Below are 14,089 nucleotides of genomic sequence, written 5' to 3'. Positions count from 1 at the left end.
CTTGCCGCCGCAACAATAACCCGCACAAATGTCCGCAAGAGCACGCAATCCCCACCACTATCCATCGGCAACATCGGCGCAGGCATCGGCGGCTTGGCCGCCGCCGCCCTTTGCGCGCAATCCGGCCACCGCGTCACGCTGTTGAGCGTTTTGCCACCCAGCGCGCGCTTGGGTCCGGCTTCGTGCCGCAACCCATAGGCCTTGCGGTGCTGGACGCCATCGGCGTAGATGTCCGCGCTTTGCGGGCAGAAGTCAGCCAAATGCGCGGCCATGCCGGAAACCGCAAAATCCTCGATGTCGTCTGTAAAGCCGACGCCCCCGGCCTTGCCATCCACCGCGCCAGCCTGTTCTCGGTGCTCTGGCACGCCGCCACCGCCGCTGGCATCCGCTTGGAAACCGGGGCGGTCTGCCATGACGCCCGGGTTTCCAACAGCAAGCGATTGATCTTGCAGGATAATGCCAACAAGCTTGGCCCGCTCGATCTGGTGATCAACGCCTTGGGCGCAGGCTCGCCCCTCTCGCCGATGCAGGCCAGCCCGCTAAGCTTCGGTGCGGTCTGGGGCACCGTGCTGCAACCCGTGGCCGCGATGAATTGGCCGCAAACCACTGGACAGCAGCCCGCAGCGCGCTAGGCTACGCGAAAAGGAAACTTGAATGCGTGACCCCTCCCTGAACGTGCTTGGCAGCGCGTTGGAAAGCTGCTCCTCCACCCCCATCACCGGTTTTTTCCGCGATGGCTGCTGCAACACCGGCCCGATGGATCAAGGCCTGCACACCGTTTGCGCGTTGTTGACGGCGGAATTTCTGGCCTATTCCAAATACTTAGGCAATGATCTGTCTACCCCGCGCCCAGAATACGGCTTTGCGGGCCTGAAACCCGGCGATCAATGGTGCTTGTGCGCGGGTCGTTTCCTGCAAGCCCATAACGAAGGTGTCGCCCCGCAGATCCTGCTGAAATCCACCCATCAGCGCACCTTGGATGTGGTGGCCTTGCAAATCCTGCAAACCTACGCCGCCGATTGATTGCGCTGCCACAGGATCACGCAGCGGTTTGCGGCACCGGCAGGCGCAAGGTGCCATCCTCATCCCGCATCAGATCCTCGATGAACAACGAAAGCAGTTGCGAGCGCCCGCTGACCCCCGCCTTGCGATAAATCGCATTGGTCTGCGCCTTCACCGTGCCCTCAGACGTGCTGCGCAACGCCGCAATCTCGCCGGTGGACATGCCCTTGATCGCAAACAATGCCACATCCTTTTCCGCAGGCGTCAGCCCCCATTCCGCAAACCGCTCGGCCAACAGCACCATGAACGCCCCCGAGGCCCTGCGCAGCCGAGTCTCTGCCTCGCGCCGATCCACAATCGCCCGGCGCAACAGGATCGCGCCCAGAACCACACCGACGATCAGCCCAAACGCCGCCCAGATTTCCATGATCTCGCGCAGTTGCCAGGGCAGCGGCGTGGTGGTGATGCCAACAAAAGACGATAAAATATCCGACACGAAAAAGATCGCGCAAGCCGCCTGCAACAGAAAGATCGCAAAGACGAAAGCCGGATGTCTCACATGTGCTCCAAAATCCTCAGACGTCTAGCTGGTCGAGACGATGATAATTGCGATCAGTTCTCATCGCCTTGCTTGCCGCCACCGCTGCCTGAACCCTTGCCGCCAGACCCTTCACTCTCTGTCTCGTGTTCTTGCTCTTGTTCATGTTCTTGTTCCTCTTCGCCCCCCCCCGAGCTAGACGTGCCCGAGTCCTCACTCCCCAGATCTTCACTGCCTGCGATCTCCGGTTCAACCCGGCCATCCGCCGCCAGCACCACATCGCGCAAGATCTCGCCGGTGCGTGGGTTCAAGATGATCTCGCGCGAGGCACCGCCGCGCGCGGCAACAATCCGAACCCGCCCCAGCATGGTGGTTTCCACATTGATCTCGCGGTAGCCTTGGCCGCGTAACTGCGCCACCACCGAGCTTTGAAAGCTCTCTGCAACGGCTGCGCTGGCCGTAAAGACAACGCAAAACACGCCGCCCACGCAATGCCCTAAGAAAACTCTGCGGTTCATCCCGTTTCCCTTCGAGGGCGAAACCCGCCCCCGTTGTACCCACATTATCACTTATGCCAAGCTCCCCGGCAAGACCGGGGCGCTTGGACCTTCTAAAACCAGCCTCAATCGTCCGAGCTGCCTTCACCGCCCCCATCATGACCGCTGTCATCATGGCCGCTGTCATCATGGCCGTCGCCGCCATTGTCGTCACCTGCGTCATGATCCGGGCCATCATCCGACACGCCGTCATCCGTCGCGCCGTCATCCGTCGCACTGTTGTCATCGGCACTGTCGTCATCTGCATTGTCGTCACCCGTGAAATCGTGATCGGTGCTCGACACTTCCAGACCGCTATTCGTCTCACCCGCCCCAACGGTTTCGGATTCGCGTTTGATCACCTCACCCGTGGCTTTGTCATAAACCACCTCGATCTTGACACCGTCTTTGGCGGCCTCAACCTTGATCTGGTTCGGGCTTTCCTTCACCTCGATGCCCGAATAGGCTTGGTCCTGATAGGTTTTCACCACATCCGCCACGGTGATTGCCTGCGCCATACCGGCCGAAAACGCCAGCCCTGCGATGAAAATCAAGGGTTTCACTGTCCGTATCATGCTGTGTTCCTAACTTTGCTGAACTGCCAAACGAAGCCGCATCCGGCGACAAGCTCAGCGATGACAGCCCAAACAGCCGCTGCCTATTGGCGCAAAGTTTACCCCGCTCAGATCAGCCAAGAGTTTGCGGCTATAAACCGCAGTTTAGGCCAAACCCGGCGTAAGCGCCCGCTTTGGCGCTTGGCTGCGCCAGAAACACGGCCGGAAACTACCGCGAAAGAATTCAAAATAATAAGAATATATCAAATGCTTAAGACATTGGCCTGAAGCTTGCCCACCCGCGCTAAGACTGTGGTCTGACTGGGCAGAGTAGCGATTCGGCCATAACCAAACAAAAAGCCGCGCCGATCGGCATCGACGCGGCCCGATAGCATTAAACCCGGCTTCAGATCTTCATATCAAAACCAAGATGCTTGGCGACGGTGAAGATATCCTTGTCGCCGCGCCCACACATGTTCATCACGATGATATGGTCCTTCGGCAAAGTTGGGGCGATCTTCATCACATGCGCGAGGGCGTGGCTCGGCTCCAGCGCCGGAATGATGCCTTCCAGCTTGCAAGACAACTGAAACGCCTCCAATGCCTCGGCATCGGTGATGCTGACATATTGCGCGCGGCCCATGTCGTGCAGCCAGGAATGTTCCGGCCCGATCCCCGGATAATCCAGACCCGCCGAGATCGAGAAACCTTCCAAAATCTGCCCGTCAGTGTCCTGCAACAGATAGGTCCGGTTGCCGTGCAGTACGCCGGGGCGCCCGCCGTTCAGCGAGGCGCAATGCTGCATACGGTCATCGACGCCCTTGCCGCCGGCTTCGACGCCAATGATATTCACCGTAGGGTCGTCGAGGAACGGATAAAACAGCCCCATCGCGTTCGAGCCCCCCCCAATCGCCGCAATCAGCGTGTCGGGCAGACGGCCCTCCCCCTCTTGCTCCTCAAGCTGCCAGCGCACTTCTTTGCCGATGATGCTTTGGAAATCCCGCACCATCGCCGGGTAGGGATGCGGCCCGGCCACCGTGCCGATGCAGTAGAAGGTGTCGCGCACATTGGTCACCCAATCGCGCAATGCATCATTCATCGCATCCTTCAGCGTGCCACGCCCAGAGGTCACCGGGATCACTTCCGCGCCCAAAAGCCGCATCCGAAACACGTTTGGTGCCTGCCGTTCGACATCATGCGCACCCATATAGACCACGCATTGCAGCCCGAACTTGGCGCAAACCGTCGCTGTGGCGACGCCATGCTGCCCCGCGCCGGTTTCCGCAATGATCCGGGTCTTGCCCATCCGCCGCGCCAGAATGATCTGCCCCAACACATTGTTGATCTTATGCGCGCCGGTGTGGTTCAGCTCGTCGCGCTTCATATAGACCTTGGCACCGCCGAGATGTTCGGTCAGCCGTGGCGCGAAATACAGCGGGCTTGGGCGGCCAACATAATGCTTCCACAGATCCTCCATTTCCGCCCAGAACGCAGGGTCGGTCTTGGCGAATTCGTAGCGCTCCTCAAGATCAAGGATCAGCGGCATCAGGGTTTCCGACACGAACCTCCCGCCAAACTTGCCAAAGCGGCCCTGTTCGTCCGGTCCGGTCATAAAGCTGTTGATGCCGTCTTCCATCGCTGATCTCCCCGTTTGTTGCAAAGGATGTAGCGCCCTTGATCGCCGGGGAAAAGGGGGCTTCCGGCCCCTTCGCTCTATCGGGCTCACCCCCGTGAATATTTGAGCGCAGAGGATGGGCTAAAGGGTCTTTTTGTAGCCGATATGAGAGGGCGTAAACCCAAGCCGATCATAAAACGCATGCGCCCGCAGCCGCGACTTGTCGGTGGTCAGTTGCAGGACGCTGGCCCCCGCCACCCGCGCCCGCACCTCACATTCCGCCATCAAAGCCTCGCCAATCTTTTGCCCGCGCAGATCAGCCACCACCCGTACCGATTCGACCAAAGCCCGCTTGGCGCCTTGCCGCGACAGCCCTGCCAAAATGCTCAACTGGCAGGTCGCCACAATCCGACCGCCGCTTTCCCCGACAATCAACTGATGCATTGGATTGGCGGTGATCTGATCAAAAGCTGTCAGGTAGGACACAAGATCACCGCTTTCCCGCGCCTGCCCCAGCGGATCATCCGCCAACAGCGCCACCAATGCCGCCACATCCGCGCGCTTGGCGTCGCGAAAGCTTACAGCCATTGCGCCCGCCCCTTGCCCACCGCATCGGCGACCGAGGCATAGCCTTCACGCTCTAACAACACATCCAAGCCTCTAGCGATCTTCGCCGCCAAGGAAATTCCTTGATACACCATGGCGGTATAGAACTGCACCGCCGAGGCCCCAACAAGGATCTTCACAAACGCCTCCTCGGCGCTGGCAATGCCACCGACCCCGATCAGCGGCAGCTTGCCTTCGGTCAAAACCGAAAGCTGCGCCAGCACCCGTGTAGACTTTTCAAACAATGGCGCGCCCGAAAGCCCGCCCATCTGGGTTTTTTTTGCACTTACCAAACCTTCTCGCGATAAGGTCGTATTTGTCGCAATGATCCCCGCCACCTCGGAGGCCAGCGCCACCTCGGCAATCTCGGCCAACTCATCATCCGTCAAATCCGGCGCGATCTTCAGAAACACCGGGATCGGCTGCGCCAACTCGGCCCGCGTCTGCATCACCCCCGCAAGCAGTGCCGACAAAGCCGCACGTCCCTGCAAATCGCGCAAGCGCTCGGTATTCGGCGAACTTACATTCACCGTCGCAAAATCGACATGCGGCCCGCAAACGGCCAAAACCTTGGCAAAATCCAACGCCTTATCGCTCGAATCCTTATTCGCCCCAAGGTTCAGCCCGACCGGAACCACGCCCCGCACCCGAGTCGAAAGCCGCGCCCCAATCGCCTCGGCCCCCTCATTGTTAAAGCCAAACCGATTGATCGCGGCGCGATCTTGCGTCAGCCGAAACAACCGAGGCTGCGGATTGCCCGGTTGGGCGCGCGGCGTCGCAGCCCCCACCTCAACAAAACCAAACCCCGCGCGGCTCAGCGGCCCCACCACCGACGCGTTCTTGTCATACCCCGCCGCCAACCCGACCGGATTGGGCAAATCCAACCCCGCTACCGTCGTGCGCAACCGATCCGAGGTGATCACCCCCGGCAAAGGCACCAGTCCCGCCGCAAGTGCGCGCAACGACAGCCCATGCGCACGCTCGGGGTCAAACCGATGCAAAACCGCCAGCCCCAAAGCCTCGATCACGCTCAAAACACGCCCTCCGGAAAGATATGCCCCGCCGCCCCCAAAGGCAGCGATTTGTCCCACACCACATCGGCCAGAACCAGATGCCGATACAGATGCGGAAACAGCGCCCCGCCGCGCGAGGCCTCCCATTTCAGAGCCGCACCCAAACGGTCGGCATCACAAGCCACCAGCACCAGATCGGACAGATCGGCAAAATACTTCGCCGCCGTCTCGGCCAGTTGCGGGGCGGCCGAGAAATGCACAAAGCCATCGGCCAGATCAACGGGCGCACCCGCCGTCTGCCCCGCCGCCCGGAAAGCGTCCCATTCGACGCGCAGGAATATCTTGTAAATCAGCATGACCGCCTCATGCCCTGCGCTGGCCTTTCGGTCAAGCTCTGAGCCTTCGGTCAAACATCTGTCATCAGCGCGTCACCGCCAAGCGCAATTCTTGGGCAATCCGGGCTTTGACAGACTCAGGCTCAGGTTGCACTCTATCCGCATCCAACCCTGAATGGAGATCGCCATGCCCCTGTCGCAAAGCATCCGTGCCGCCCTGTTGTCCGCCACCGTCCTGCTACCGCTCGCCGCACAAGCTGAAACGGTGAAACTGACCCTTCTGGGCGTCGGCGATGTCTATAACTTCACCGAGGAAGATGGCCGTGGCGGCTTTGCCCGCCTGAACGCGGTCGCGCGGGCCGAGCGCGCCGCCAACCCCAACACGCTTTATCTGTTTGACGGCGATATGCTGTCGCCCTCGCTGCTGTCGGGGTTTGATAAGGGCCAGAACACCATTGATCTGACCAATATCGTCCCCTTCGACCTTGCCGTCCCCGGCAACCATGAATTCGACTTTGGCCCTACAAATTTCCTCGAAAAAGTCAAAGCCTCAAAATATCCATGGGCCGCGATCAACATCACCAATGCCGATGGCTCGGCACTGCAAGGCGTCGCGGGTGTCATGGTCAAGGAAATCGCCGGGCTGAAGGTCGCGCTGATCCCGGTGGCACAAGATACCTCGCCCTCGGTCGCCTCGACCGGCGATCTGAAATTCCAACCCACCGTCGAGACCGCGATCAAAGCCGCCAAAGCTGCCCGCGCCGATGGTGCCGATATCGTAGTCGGTGTGGTGCAGACCGATATGGATAATGACCGCAAACTGCTGAAATCGCACGCCTTCGACGTGATCCTGTCGGGCGACGACCACTCCTACGCCACCGCTTATGATGGCGTCACCGCCTATGTCGAAACCTCGCTCGACGGCCAGTTCCTGTCTCCCATCGATCTGATGGTTGAGGTCGGCGAGAAAGACGGCAAGCGCACCATCACTTGGACCCCGGCTTTCCGCTTCATCGACACCGCAACGGTGCAGCCCGACCCCGAAACGCAGGCTCTGGCCGACAAACTGTCCGCGGGCCTTGATGAAACCCTGAACGTCGAAATCGGCAGCACCGAAACCCCGCTGGACAGCCGCCGCAACGTGGTGCGCGCCGAGGAATCCGCGATGGGCAACCTGATCGCCGATGCCATGCGCGATGCGACCAAGGCAGATGTGGCCATCATGAACGGCGGCGGCATCCGGGGCGACCGCACCTATGATGCAGGCAGCAAACTGACCCGCCGCGATATCCTGACCGAACTGCCCTTCGGCAACGTCACCGTGCTGACCGAACTGCCCGGCAGCCAGTTGCTGGGCGCATTGGAAAACGCCGTCAGCCAAGTTGAAAAAGGCGCGGGCCGTTTTGCGCAGGTCTCGGGTGTAACCTTCGCCTATGACGCCTCCGCCGAACCCGGCGCGCGCGTGTCCGAGGTGATGGTAGGCGACACCGCCCTGAACCCCGATGCGCTCTACAAAGTCGCGGCCAACAACTTCATCCTGGATGGCGGCGATGGCTACAGCAGTTTGGGCGGTGGCCGTCTGATCACCGACACTGGGGCGGGCAATCTCGTCGCCACCGATGTGATGCGCTATGTCGAGAAGCTCGGCACGGTGAAAGCAGTGGTCGAGGGCCGCATCAAGAATCTCGGCCAATAGGGCTGAAGCCAGCAGAAATAACGAAAGCGTGATCCCTCAGGGGCGGCTGAAACTTCCAACCGCCCCGCTCCGTTTCCTTACCATACGGCCGGAATAAACCAGCCGATTGATAGGGAAGCTGCCATGAACCTCTCGGGGAAAACCTCTGCTCTCGTCCTTGCCTTCGCTTTGATCTCAGGTCCGGCGTTGGCCGAAAACCCGATGGTCGGCGGTGCTGCGATGTATGAGAATAAAAACATCGTCGAGAACGCAGTGAACTCAAAAGACCACACCACCCTCGTCGCTGCCGTGAAAGCCGCAGGCTTGGTTGATGCGCTGCAAGGCGTTGGTCCGTTCACCGTCTTCGCCCCGGTCAATGAGGCCTTCGCAGCGCTTCCCGCTGGCACGGTCGAGACGCTGTTGAAGCCCGAAAATAAAGATATGCTGACGAAAATACTGACGGCGCATGTGGTCGCTGGCCATTACACCACCGCGCAGATGGCGAAGAAAGCCAAAGCCTCGAAAGACGGCTATTTCAACATGACCACGCTGTCGGGTGATCATCTGTCGGCCAAGATGAAGGGCGGCAGCCTTTATATCTACGACGAATCCGGCACCGCTGGCAAAGTCACCATCTCGGATGTCGAGCAATCAAACGGCGTGATCCAAGTCGTCAACAAAGTTTTGCTGCCAAAGTAACCAGTGTGTGAAAGTCACCAGTGCTGGGCCAGCGCCTGTATCCTCCAGTGCTCGCCCCGTGGCGCGGTCTGCTCCCAATGCAGATCGCGTCGTTTTTTTTCGAAAGCCGTCGATTGCGCCATATCCCAGCGGAGACAAGCGGCGGCACGCCGCGCAGGTGACCTAAAACAATGCGGCCCTTGCCGCGCAATTTGAAAACCGTTGGTGGCTGGATCAGACTGATAGGGTCAGGCCCGCTTCAGTCGGATCACCACATCCACCCGGCTTACCGACATGCCTTCCGGTGCTTCTGGCAGACCCGCAATCACCAACTGCTCTGCCGGCGCATCGGTCAAAGCGTGGCTGTCTTCCCAGTAGAAATGCGGGTGATCATCCATCCTTGTGTCAAAATAGCTGCGCGCGCCATCGACCACGACCTCGTTCAGCAACCCCGCCTCACAAAACGCCCGCAGCGTGTTGTAGACCGTGGCCAAACTGACCTTGGCCCCCGCCACGCCAACCGCCGCATACAGGCTTTCCGCCGTGACATGCCGGTTCATACCGTCGCCCACCAACAGCCCCGCCAAAGCCAACCGCTGCCGCGTCGGGCGCAATCCGCCGCGGGCAAGCCATGTCGTGCTGCGCTGTTGTTCGCTTAAACCCATTGTCACTTCCCAAGGCAGGCCGAAGCCCGCACCCATCCTTGGCTCCTATATAGAATGTAAAACACATGCTTTTCAAACGAAAACCCCAAACTCCCCTGCCCAGCCGCGCCGCCCTACACTTGTTCGCCCTCTCGCCGGGTGTTACATGAAGAAAACGGCAAACCATTGGGGGGATTTCGAGGGCATGAGCAGTTTTCCAACTTCTTTCAACAAGGACGATCTGCTGAAATGTGCGCGCGGCGAGCTGTTCGGCCCCGGCAACGCGCAACTGCCCGCGCCACCGATGCTGATGATGGACCGCATCACCGAAGTCTCCGCCGATGGCGGTGAACACGGCAAGGGCCATATCATCGCCGAATTCGATATCACGCCCGATCTGTGGTTCTTCGAGTGTCACTTCCCCGGCAACCCGATCATGCCCGGCTGTCTGGGCCTTGATGGCCTCTGGCAGCTGACTGGCTTCAACCTTGGCTGGCGCGGCTGGCAGGGGCGCGGCTATGCTTTGGGCGTCGGCGAGGTCAAGCTGACCGGCATGGTCCGCCCCGACCGCAAGCTATTGACATACAAGATCAATTTCACCAAAGCCATTCAAACCCGCCGCCTGACCATGGGCGTGGCCGACGGTATTGTTGAGGCCGATGGCGAGGTGATCTACATCGTCAAAGACATGAAAGTTGCCCTGTCGGAAAGTTAATCCGACAGAATCGGCCCGTCAGAGAGTTAATCTGACAACATAGACCTGTCGGAACACGACTCTGACAAAGCTTACTGCACAAAAGGAGACACCCATGCGTCGCGTCGTCATCACCGGGATCGGCATCATTTCCTCGATCGGCAACAATGCCACCGAGGTCGAAGCATCGTTGCGCGCAGGCAAATCCGGCATCGTTTTCGCGCCAGATTACGCCGAACATGGCTTTCGCAGCCAAGTCCACGGCATGCCACAGATTACCCTTGCCGACCACATCGACAAGCGCGACCTGCGATTCATGGGGCCCGGTGCCGCCTATAACTTCCTCGCCATGCAGCAGGCCATCGCCGACTCTGGCCTGGAAGAAAAAGACGTATCCAACGAACGCTCCGGCCTGATCATGGGTTCTGGCGGGCCCTCCACCTCAAACTTCTTCCAAGCCTTCGATGCGGTAATCAACAAAGGCGCGCCGAAAAAGATGGGCCCGTTCATGGTCACCCGTTGCATGTCCTCGACCAACTCCGCCTGCCTTGCCACCCCGTTCAAGATCAAGGGCGTGAACTATTCGATCACCTCAGCCTGCTCTACTTCCGCCCATTGCATCGGCAATGGGGTAGAGTTGATCCAGATGGGCAAGCAAGACGTGGTCTTCGCAGGCGGCGGCGAAGAACTCGACTGGACGCTGTCTTGCCTGTTCGACGCGATGGGCGCGATGAGCAGCAAGTATAACGACACGCCCGAGACAGCCTCGCGCACCTATGACGCGACGCGCGATGGCTTTGTCATCGCAGGCGGCGGCGGCGTTGTGGTGCTGGAAGAACTCTCCCACGCGCTGGCCCGCGGTGCGAAAATCTACGGCGAAGTCACCGGATACGGTGCCACCTCGGATGGCTACGACATGGTTGCCCCCTCCGGCGAAGGCGGCGAACGCTCGATGAAACTCGCCATCGCCACCCTGCCCGAAGGCCGCAGCGTAGACTATATCAACTCGCACGGCACCTCGACCGTGGTCGGCGATGTGACTGAGATGGAAGCCATCCGCCGCGTTTGGGGCCGTGGCCACACACCGCCAGTAGCCTCGACCAAATCGCTGACCGGCCACTCACTCGGGGCAACTGGCGTGCATGAAGCCATCTATAGCCTATTGATGATGAACGGTGATTTCATCGCCGCATCTGCCAACATCACCACGCTAGACCCTGCCTTGGACCCATCCGAAATCGTGATGACCCTGCGCGAGAACGTAAAACTAGACTCCGTCCTGTCGAACTCTTTCGGCTTCGGCGGCACCAACGCGACCCTTCTGATGAGCAAGTATCTGGCCTAATCCGCCACTAAAACGGGAGTGCCAGTATGGCTGATCTGATGAAGGGCAAGCGCGGGCTTGTCATGGGCGTGGCGAACGAACGTTCCATCGCCTGGGGCATCGCGCGCGCCCTCGCCGCCGAAGGCGCAGAGCTGGCATTTTCCTACCAAGGCGACGCTTTCGGCAAGCGCCTTGCCCCACTTGCTGCCACCGTTGGCAGCGACGTGATGGTCGATGTCGACGTCACCAATGACGACAGCCTCGACGCCTGCTTTGCCACCCTGAAAGACACATGGGGCAGCCTCGATTTCCTGATCCACGCCATCGCGTTTTCTGACAAAAACGAACTGACAGGCCGCTTCACCAACACCTCGCGCGGCAACTTCTCCAACACCATGGCGATTTCGTGCTTTTCCTTCATCGATGTCGCGCGCCGCGCCTCCGAGTTGATGCCGAACGGCGGCAGCCTGATCACCCTGACCTACGGCGGATCAAACCGCGTGACGCCGAATTACAACGTGATGGGTGTCGCCAAAGCCGCGCTGGAATCCGCCACCCGCTACCTTGCAAACGACCTTGGCCCGCAGCAAATCCGCGTCAACGCGATCAGCCCCGGCCCGATGAAAACCCTTGCCGGGGCTGCAATTGGCGGCGCCCGCGCCACCTTCCGCCATACCGAGGCCAATGCGCCCATGCGCACCAACGCCACGCTAGAGGCCATCGGCGGCACCGCAGTCTACCTCTGCTCTGACTTCGGCGCTTGCACCAGCGGAGAGATTATCCATGTCGACAGCGGCTATCATGTGCTGGGCATGCCACAGCAGGAAAACCTGTAACCGCAAGTGCTTACCCTCATCCTCTCGCTTATCCTGATCGCAGGCACAGCGCTCGCCCTGCGCGGCGGCTTTGCGGGGGCGGGCTGGAACCGTGTTGGCTTTGATGTCAACGCTTTGGGCCTCTCCGCCGTAGCCGTCGTCGCCGCGATCTGGTTCTTCGGCTGGCAATATGGCGCGGCCTTTATCATCGCCATCATGATCCACGAGATCGGCCATGTCGCCGCCTTCCGGGTCTGCGGCCACAAAGACGCCCAATTCCGCTTGATCCCGCTGTTTGGCGGCGTCGCAGTATCCCGCAACCTGCCCGCCAGCCACGACCGCGACCTGTTCATCAGCCTGATGGGCCCCGCGATCTGCCTTGGCCCGATGGCGCTGTGCTTTGCCGTGGCCAACCTGATCTTCCTGCAAGCCCCGGCAGTGGCGAGTTTTCTCTATATCCAAGGCCTCGTGCTTGGCGGTCTGAACCTGTTCAACCTGCTGCCGTTCTGGCCGTTGGACGGCGGCAAAATCGTGCGATTGCTGACCTACACCTTCTTCCCCAAAGCCACCCGCGCGGTGTCGATCATCATGTCGGCCTCCGCCGCAGCACTTTGCGTGGCGACGGGCTCCTATATCCTGCTGTTCTTCGTGCTGCTAAGTTGGCAAGGTCTGATCCAATCCGAACAGCTGTTCGCAATCCAACGCCCGATGCGCAAAAGCACCGCATGGGTCGCGCTGACAGCCTATCTCTGCACTGCAGGCGCGCTGTATTTGGGTGCCGCGCAATTCTTACAAAGTCTGTTCTAAAGCCGCTAAACCGGATTTTGCAGAAAAATCCGTGCAAGTTTCTGGAACAGAAATTTAGCGCGCCTGTGTCGCTGGCGCTCCAATCCTTAACACTTGGTTAAAACCACCCCATCAACCTATTGAAATTAAACAAAATAAAAAGGTCCCGAGTTGGGACCTTCATATTCATTCCTAGAATCTTGGAGCGGGCGGCGGGAATCGAACCCGCGTCTTTAGCTTGGAAGGCTAAGGTCTTACCATTACACAACGCCCGCGCTGTTGCCTTCTAGCACCGCTAGAAGGCAGGCTCAACACCCCTGTTGAGCCTGCCTTAGTTTGTCCATCGACGGCCCGGAAACCCAATTTTTTCGCCCCATGATCGCAGATTTCCCCCGACATCCTGTCCATCTGCCAGGATAAGTTTGTCCATGCGAAAATTTCGGGAGTGCAAAGCATAAGGCGGCCAAACTGGCGGCCTTATCTTCCGGTGCTGGTGCAATAGCTTTCACGCGTCGCCCCTCGGCCTCAAATTCTACCGAAACAGACCGTGACTTCCAATCCGCCGGAAGCTTTGCTGTCGTTTCATCGACACCATCAATGTAGAGTTCAAAAATTTCGTGAAAAAATGAACCCCATCCAAAAAGAGCATTGATTTTTTCAGATGCCAAATCGCCAGAGTTTTCCGCCTCCAAATCACCCATGTTCTCTGGATATGCATCGATTTCTCCAGAGGTTCTCATAAGTACAGGCGCGTCAGACCACCCAAGTAAGACCGACTGGCTTCGGTAATCCCCCCTTTTTAACGGGGTGCATCCGTAGAATTCACGCGGCCATTCTCAGTTTCTGGGCGGGTGTGGTGCCGCCAATGCCCCGTTGCCCGGCAATGGTTTGCCTGCAAACCATGAAAGGGATGTTCGAGCGGTCGTTGTTATATGTCCAGAGCCATTGTGTGGCCTGATCCTGTGCCTCCTCTATGCTTTCGATGATGTATTGATCCAGCCATTCATGCCGAACCGTCCGGTTGTAGCGCTCGACATATGCGTTCCGCTGTGGCTGTCCTGGCTGGATGTGTTGGATGGTAACCCTATGTTTCTCAGCCCATTTTCTCAGCGTTTCACTGATATATTCGGGGCCATTGTCGACCCTGATCGTGCCCGGCTTGCCCCGCCATTCAATGATCCGGTCGAGGCTGCGTGTCACCCGCTCGGCAGGCAGCGAGAAATCAACCTCGATCCCCAGCCCTTCGCGGTTGAAGTCATCCAGCACGTTCAAAA

At 59.4% G+C, this 14,089-nt stretch carries 19 protein-coding genes and 1 tRNA gene; 9 read left to right on the top strand and 11 right to left on the bottom strand.

What is annotated here, in order from left to right:
- The first annotated feature begins 15 nt into the window (after positions 1 to 15).
- Genes Q7V03_RS23805 through Q7V03_RS05600 form a run of 3 tightly spaced genes read left to right on the top strand, consistent with a single transcriptional unit; the run spans position 16 to position 1,023 of the window.
- Complete coding sequence (locus Q7V03_RS23805) at positions 16 to 198, top strand: NAD(P)-binding protein (RefSeq protein ID WP_370651077.1); 183 nt, start codon at positions 16 to 18, stop codon at positions 196 to 198.
- On the top strand, positions 183 to 632 hold the full coding sequence (locus Q7V03_RS05605) for a hypothetical protein (RefSeq protein WP_304924626.1): 450 nt from the start codon (positions 183 to 185) through the stop codon (positions 630 to 632). Before Q7V03_RS23805 ends, Q7V03_RS05605 begins: the two co-directional genes overlap by 16 nt.
- 22 nt (positions 633 to 654) lie before the next feature.
- Entirely contained in the window at positions 655 to 1,023 is a 369-nt protein-coding gene (locus tag Q7V03_RS05600) for a DUF2237 family protein (protein WP_304924625.1), read from the top strand.
- 16 nt (positions 1,024 to 1,039) lie between these two features.
- Here the strand turns inward: Q7V03_RS05600 and Q7V03_RS05595 are convergent, their stop codons facing one another.
- The 7 genes from Q7V03_RS05595 to Q7V03_RS05565 form a co-directional block, all read right to left on the bottom strand.
- Positions 1,040 to 1,561 carry a helix-turn-helix transcriptional regulator gene (locus tag Q7V03_RS05595; RefSeq protein ID WP_304924624.1) on the bottom strand — a complete coding sequence of 174 codons (522 nt, stop codon included), beginning with the start codon at positions 1,559 to 1,561 and terminating at the stop codon, positions 1,040 to 1,042.
- Between the two features lie 53 nt (positions 1,562 to 1,614).
- Positions 1,615 to 2,058 (bottom strand): hypothetical protein, encoded by a 444-nt coding sequence (locus Q7V03_RS05590; protein ID WP_304924623.1) that lies wholly within the window; start codon positions 2,056 to 2,058, stop codon positions 1,615 to 1,617.
- A gap of 104 nt (positions 2,059 to 2,162) precedes the next feature.
- Positions 2,163 to 2,651, bottom strand: a complete 489-nt coding sequence (locus Q7V03_RS05585; RefSeq protein ID WP_304924622.1) for a PepSY domain-containing protein — start codon at positions 2,649 to 2,651, stop codon at positions 2,163 to 2,165.
- A gap of 385 nt (positions 2,652 to 3,036) precedes the next feature.
- On the bottom strand, positions 3,037 to 4,266 hold the full coding sequence (gene trpB / locus Q7V03_RS05580) for a tryptophan synthase subunit beta (protein ID WP_304924621.1): 1,230 nt from the start codon (positions 4,264 to 4,266) through the stop codon (positions 3,037 to 3,039).
- A gap of 120 nt (positions 4,267 to 4,386) precedes the next feature.
- Positions 4,387 to 4,833, bottom strand: coding sequence for a GNAT family N-acetyltransferase (locus Q7V03_RS05575; protein WP_304924620.1), 447 nt, complete (start codon positions 4,831 to 4,833; stop codon positions 4,387 to 4,389).
- Positions 4,824 to 5,885, bottom strand: a complete 1,062-nt coding sequence (locus Q7V03_RS05570) for a quinone-dependent dihydroorotate dehydrogenase (protein ID WP_304924619.1) — start codon at positions 5,883 to 5,885, stop codon at positions 4,824 to 4,826. The genes Q7V03_RS05575 and Q7V03_RS05570 overlap by 10 nt, the downstream gene beginning before the upstream one ends.
- A complete protein-coding gene (locus tag Q7V03_RS05565; RefSeq protein WP_304924618.1) occupies positions 5,882 to 6,220 on the bottom strand; it encodes a DUF952 domain-containing protein in 339 nt (112 codons plus the stop codon). The genes Q7V03_RS05570 and Q7V03_RS05565 overlap by 4 nt, the downstream gene beginning before the upstream one ends.
- 166 nt (positions 6,221 to 6,386) lie before the next feature.
- Here Q7V03_RS05565 and Q7V03_RS05560 point away from each other — a divergent pair, with 166 nt between their 5' ends.
- Complete coding sequence (locus Q7V03_RS05560) at positions 6,387 to 7,895, top strand: bifunctional UDP-sugar hydrolase/5'-nucleotidase (RefSeq protein WP_304924617.1); 1,509 nt, start codon at positions 6,387 to 6,389, stop codon at positions 7,893 to 7,895.
- Positions 7,896 to 8,018: 123 nt separating this feature from the next.
- Positions 8,019 to 8,573: a fasciclin domain-containing protein gene (locus Q7V03_RS05555; RefSeq protein ID WP_304924616.1), complete on the top strand. Its 555-nt coding sequence runs from the start codon at positions 8,019 to 8,021 to the stop codon at positions 8,571 to 8,573.
- 227 nt (positions 8,574 to 8,800) lie between these two features.
- Here the strand turns inward: Q7V03_RS05555 and irrA are convergent, their stop codons facing one another.
- Positions 8,801 to 9,253, bottom strand: coding sequence for an iron response transcriptional regulator IrrA (gene irrA / locus Q7V03_RS05550; protein ID WP_304924615.1), 453 nt, complete (start codon positions 9,251 to 9,253; stop codon positions 8,801 to 8,803).
- A gap of 148 nt (positions 9,254 to 9,401) precedes the next feature.
- On the opposite strand from irrA, the gene fabA reads away from it, so the two are divergent.
- From fabA to Q7V03_RS05530, 4 genes are all read left to right on the top strand, one after another.
- A complete protein-coding gene (fabA, locus tag Q7V03_RS05545) occupies positions 9,402 to 9,911 on the top strand; it encodes a bifunctional 3-hydroxydecanoyl-ACP dehydratase/trans-2-decenoyl-ACP isomerase (RefSeq protein WP_304924614.1) in 510 nt (169 codons plus the stop codon).
- Between the two features lie 94 nt (positions 9,912 to 10,005).
- Positions 10,006 to 11,235, top strand: a complete 1,230-nt coding sequence (gene fabB, locus Q7V03_RS05540) for a beta-ketoacyl-ACP synthase I (protein ID WP_304924613.1) — start codon at positions 10,006 to 10,008, stop codon at positions 11,233 to 11,235.
- A gap of 26 nt (positions 11,236 to 11,261) precedes the next feature.
- A complete protein-coding gene (locus Q7V03_RS05535) occupies positions 11,262 to 12,050 on the top strand; it encodes an enoyl-ACP reductase (protein ID WP_304924612.1) in 789 nt (262 codons plus the stop codon).
- Positions 12,051 to 12,056: 6 nt separating this feature from the next.
- Positions 12,057 to 12,836, top strand: a complete 780-nt coding sequence (locus Q7V03_RS05530; RefSeq protein ID WP_304924611.1) for a site-2 protease family protein — start codon at positions 12,057 to 12,059, stop codon at positions 12,834 to 12,836.
- Positions 12,837 to 13,016: 180 nt separating this feature from the next.
- Here the strand turns inward: Q7V03_RS05530 and Q7V03_RS05525 are convergent.
- The 3 genes from Q7V03_RS05525 to Q7V03_RS05515 all read right to left on the bottom strand — a co-directional run.
- A tRNA-Gly gene (locus tag Q7V03_RS05525) sits at positions 13,017 to 13,090 on the bottom strand.
- Between the two features lie 33 nt (positions 13,091 to 13,123).
- Positions 13,124 to 13,555, bottom strand: a complete 432-nt coding sequence (locus Q7V03_RS05520; protein ID WP_304924610.1) for a hypothetical protein — start codon at positions 13,553 to 13,555, stop codon at positions 13,124 to 13,126.
- Positions 13,556 to 13,637: 82 nt separating this feature from the next.
- Positions 13,638 to 14,089 (bottom strand): integrase core domain-containing protein (locus Q7V03_RS05515; protein ID WP_304924609.1); only part of this gene is annotated, 452 nt, incomplete at its 5' end.

Origin of the sequence: Cypionkella sp. (genome assembly GCF_030652235.1) — a bacterium.
Classification (GTDB): domain Bacteria; phylum Pseudomonadota; class Alphaproteobacteria; order Rhodobacterales; family Rhodobacteraceae; genus Cypionkella.
Note: the sequence above shows the minus strand (reverse complement) of the source record. Positions and strands in the feature narration are given on the sequence as shown.

What these genes read in the sequence shown, in the direction of transcription:
- Q7V03_RS05590 (WP_304924623.1), bottom strand. Translation starts at nt 2,058, where the DNA reads ATGAACCGCAGAGTTTTCTTAGGGCATTGCGTGGGCGGCGTGTTTTGC.
- trpB (WP_304924621.1), bottom strand. Translation starts at nt 4,266, where the DNA reads ATGGAAGACGGCATCAACAGCTTTATGACCGGACCGGACGAACAGGGC.
- Q7V03_RS05565 (WP_304924618.1), bottom strand. Translation starts at nt 6,220, where the DNA reads ATGCTGATTTACAAGATATTCCTGCGCGTCGAATGGGACGCTTTCCGG.
- Q7V03_RS05575 (WP_304924620.1), bottom strand. Translation starts at nt 4,833, where the DNA reads ATGGCTGTAAGCTTTCGCGACGCCAAGCGCGCGGATGTGGCGGCATTG.
- fabA (WP_304924614.1), top strand. Translation starts at nt 9,402, where the DNA reads ATGAGCAGTTTTCCAACTTCTTTCAACAAGGACGATCTGCTGAAATGT.
- Q7V03_RS05585 (WP_304924622.1), bottom strand. Translation starts at nt 2,651, where the DNA reads ATGATACGGACAGTGAAACCCTTGATTTTCATCGCAGGGCTGGCGTTT.
- Q7V03_RS05535 (WP_304924612.1), top strand. Translation starts at nt 11,262, where the DNA reads ATGGCTGATCTGATGAAGGGCAAGCGCGGGCTTGTCATGGGCGTGGCG.
- Q7V03_RS05600 (WP_304924625.1), top strand. Translation starts at nt 655, where the DNA reads ATGCGTGACCCCTCCCTGAACGTGCTTGGCAGCGCGTTGGAAAGCTGC.
- Q7V03_RS05560 (WP_304924617.1), top strand. Translation starts at nt 6,387, where the DNA reads ATGCCCCTGTCGCAAAGCATCCGTGCCGCCCTGTTGTCCGCCACCGTC.
- irrA (WP_304924615.1), bottom strand. Translation starts at nt 9,253, where the DNA reads ATGGGTGCGGGCTTCGGCCTGCCTTGGGAAGTGACAATGGGTTTAAGC.
- Q7V03_RS05520 (WP_304924610.1), bottom strand. Translation starts at nt 13,555, where the DNA reads ATGAGAACCTCTGGAGAAATCGATGCATATCCAGAGAACATGGGTGAT.
- fabB (WP_304924613.1), top strand. Translation starts at nt 10,006, where the DNA reads ATGCGTCGCGTCGTCATCACCGGGATCGGCATCATTTCCTCGATCGGC.
- Q7V03_RS05555 (WP_304924616.1), top strand. Translation starts at nt 8,019, where the DNA reads ATGAACCTCTCGGGGAAAACCTCTGCTCTCGTCCTTGCCTTCGCTTTG.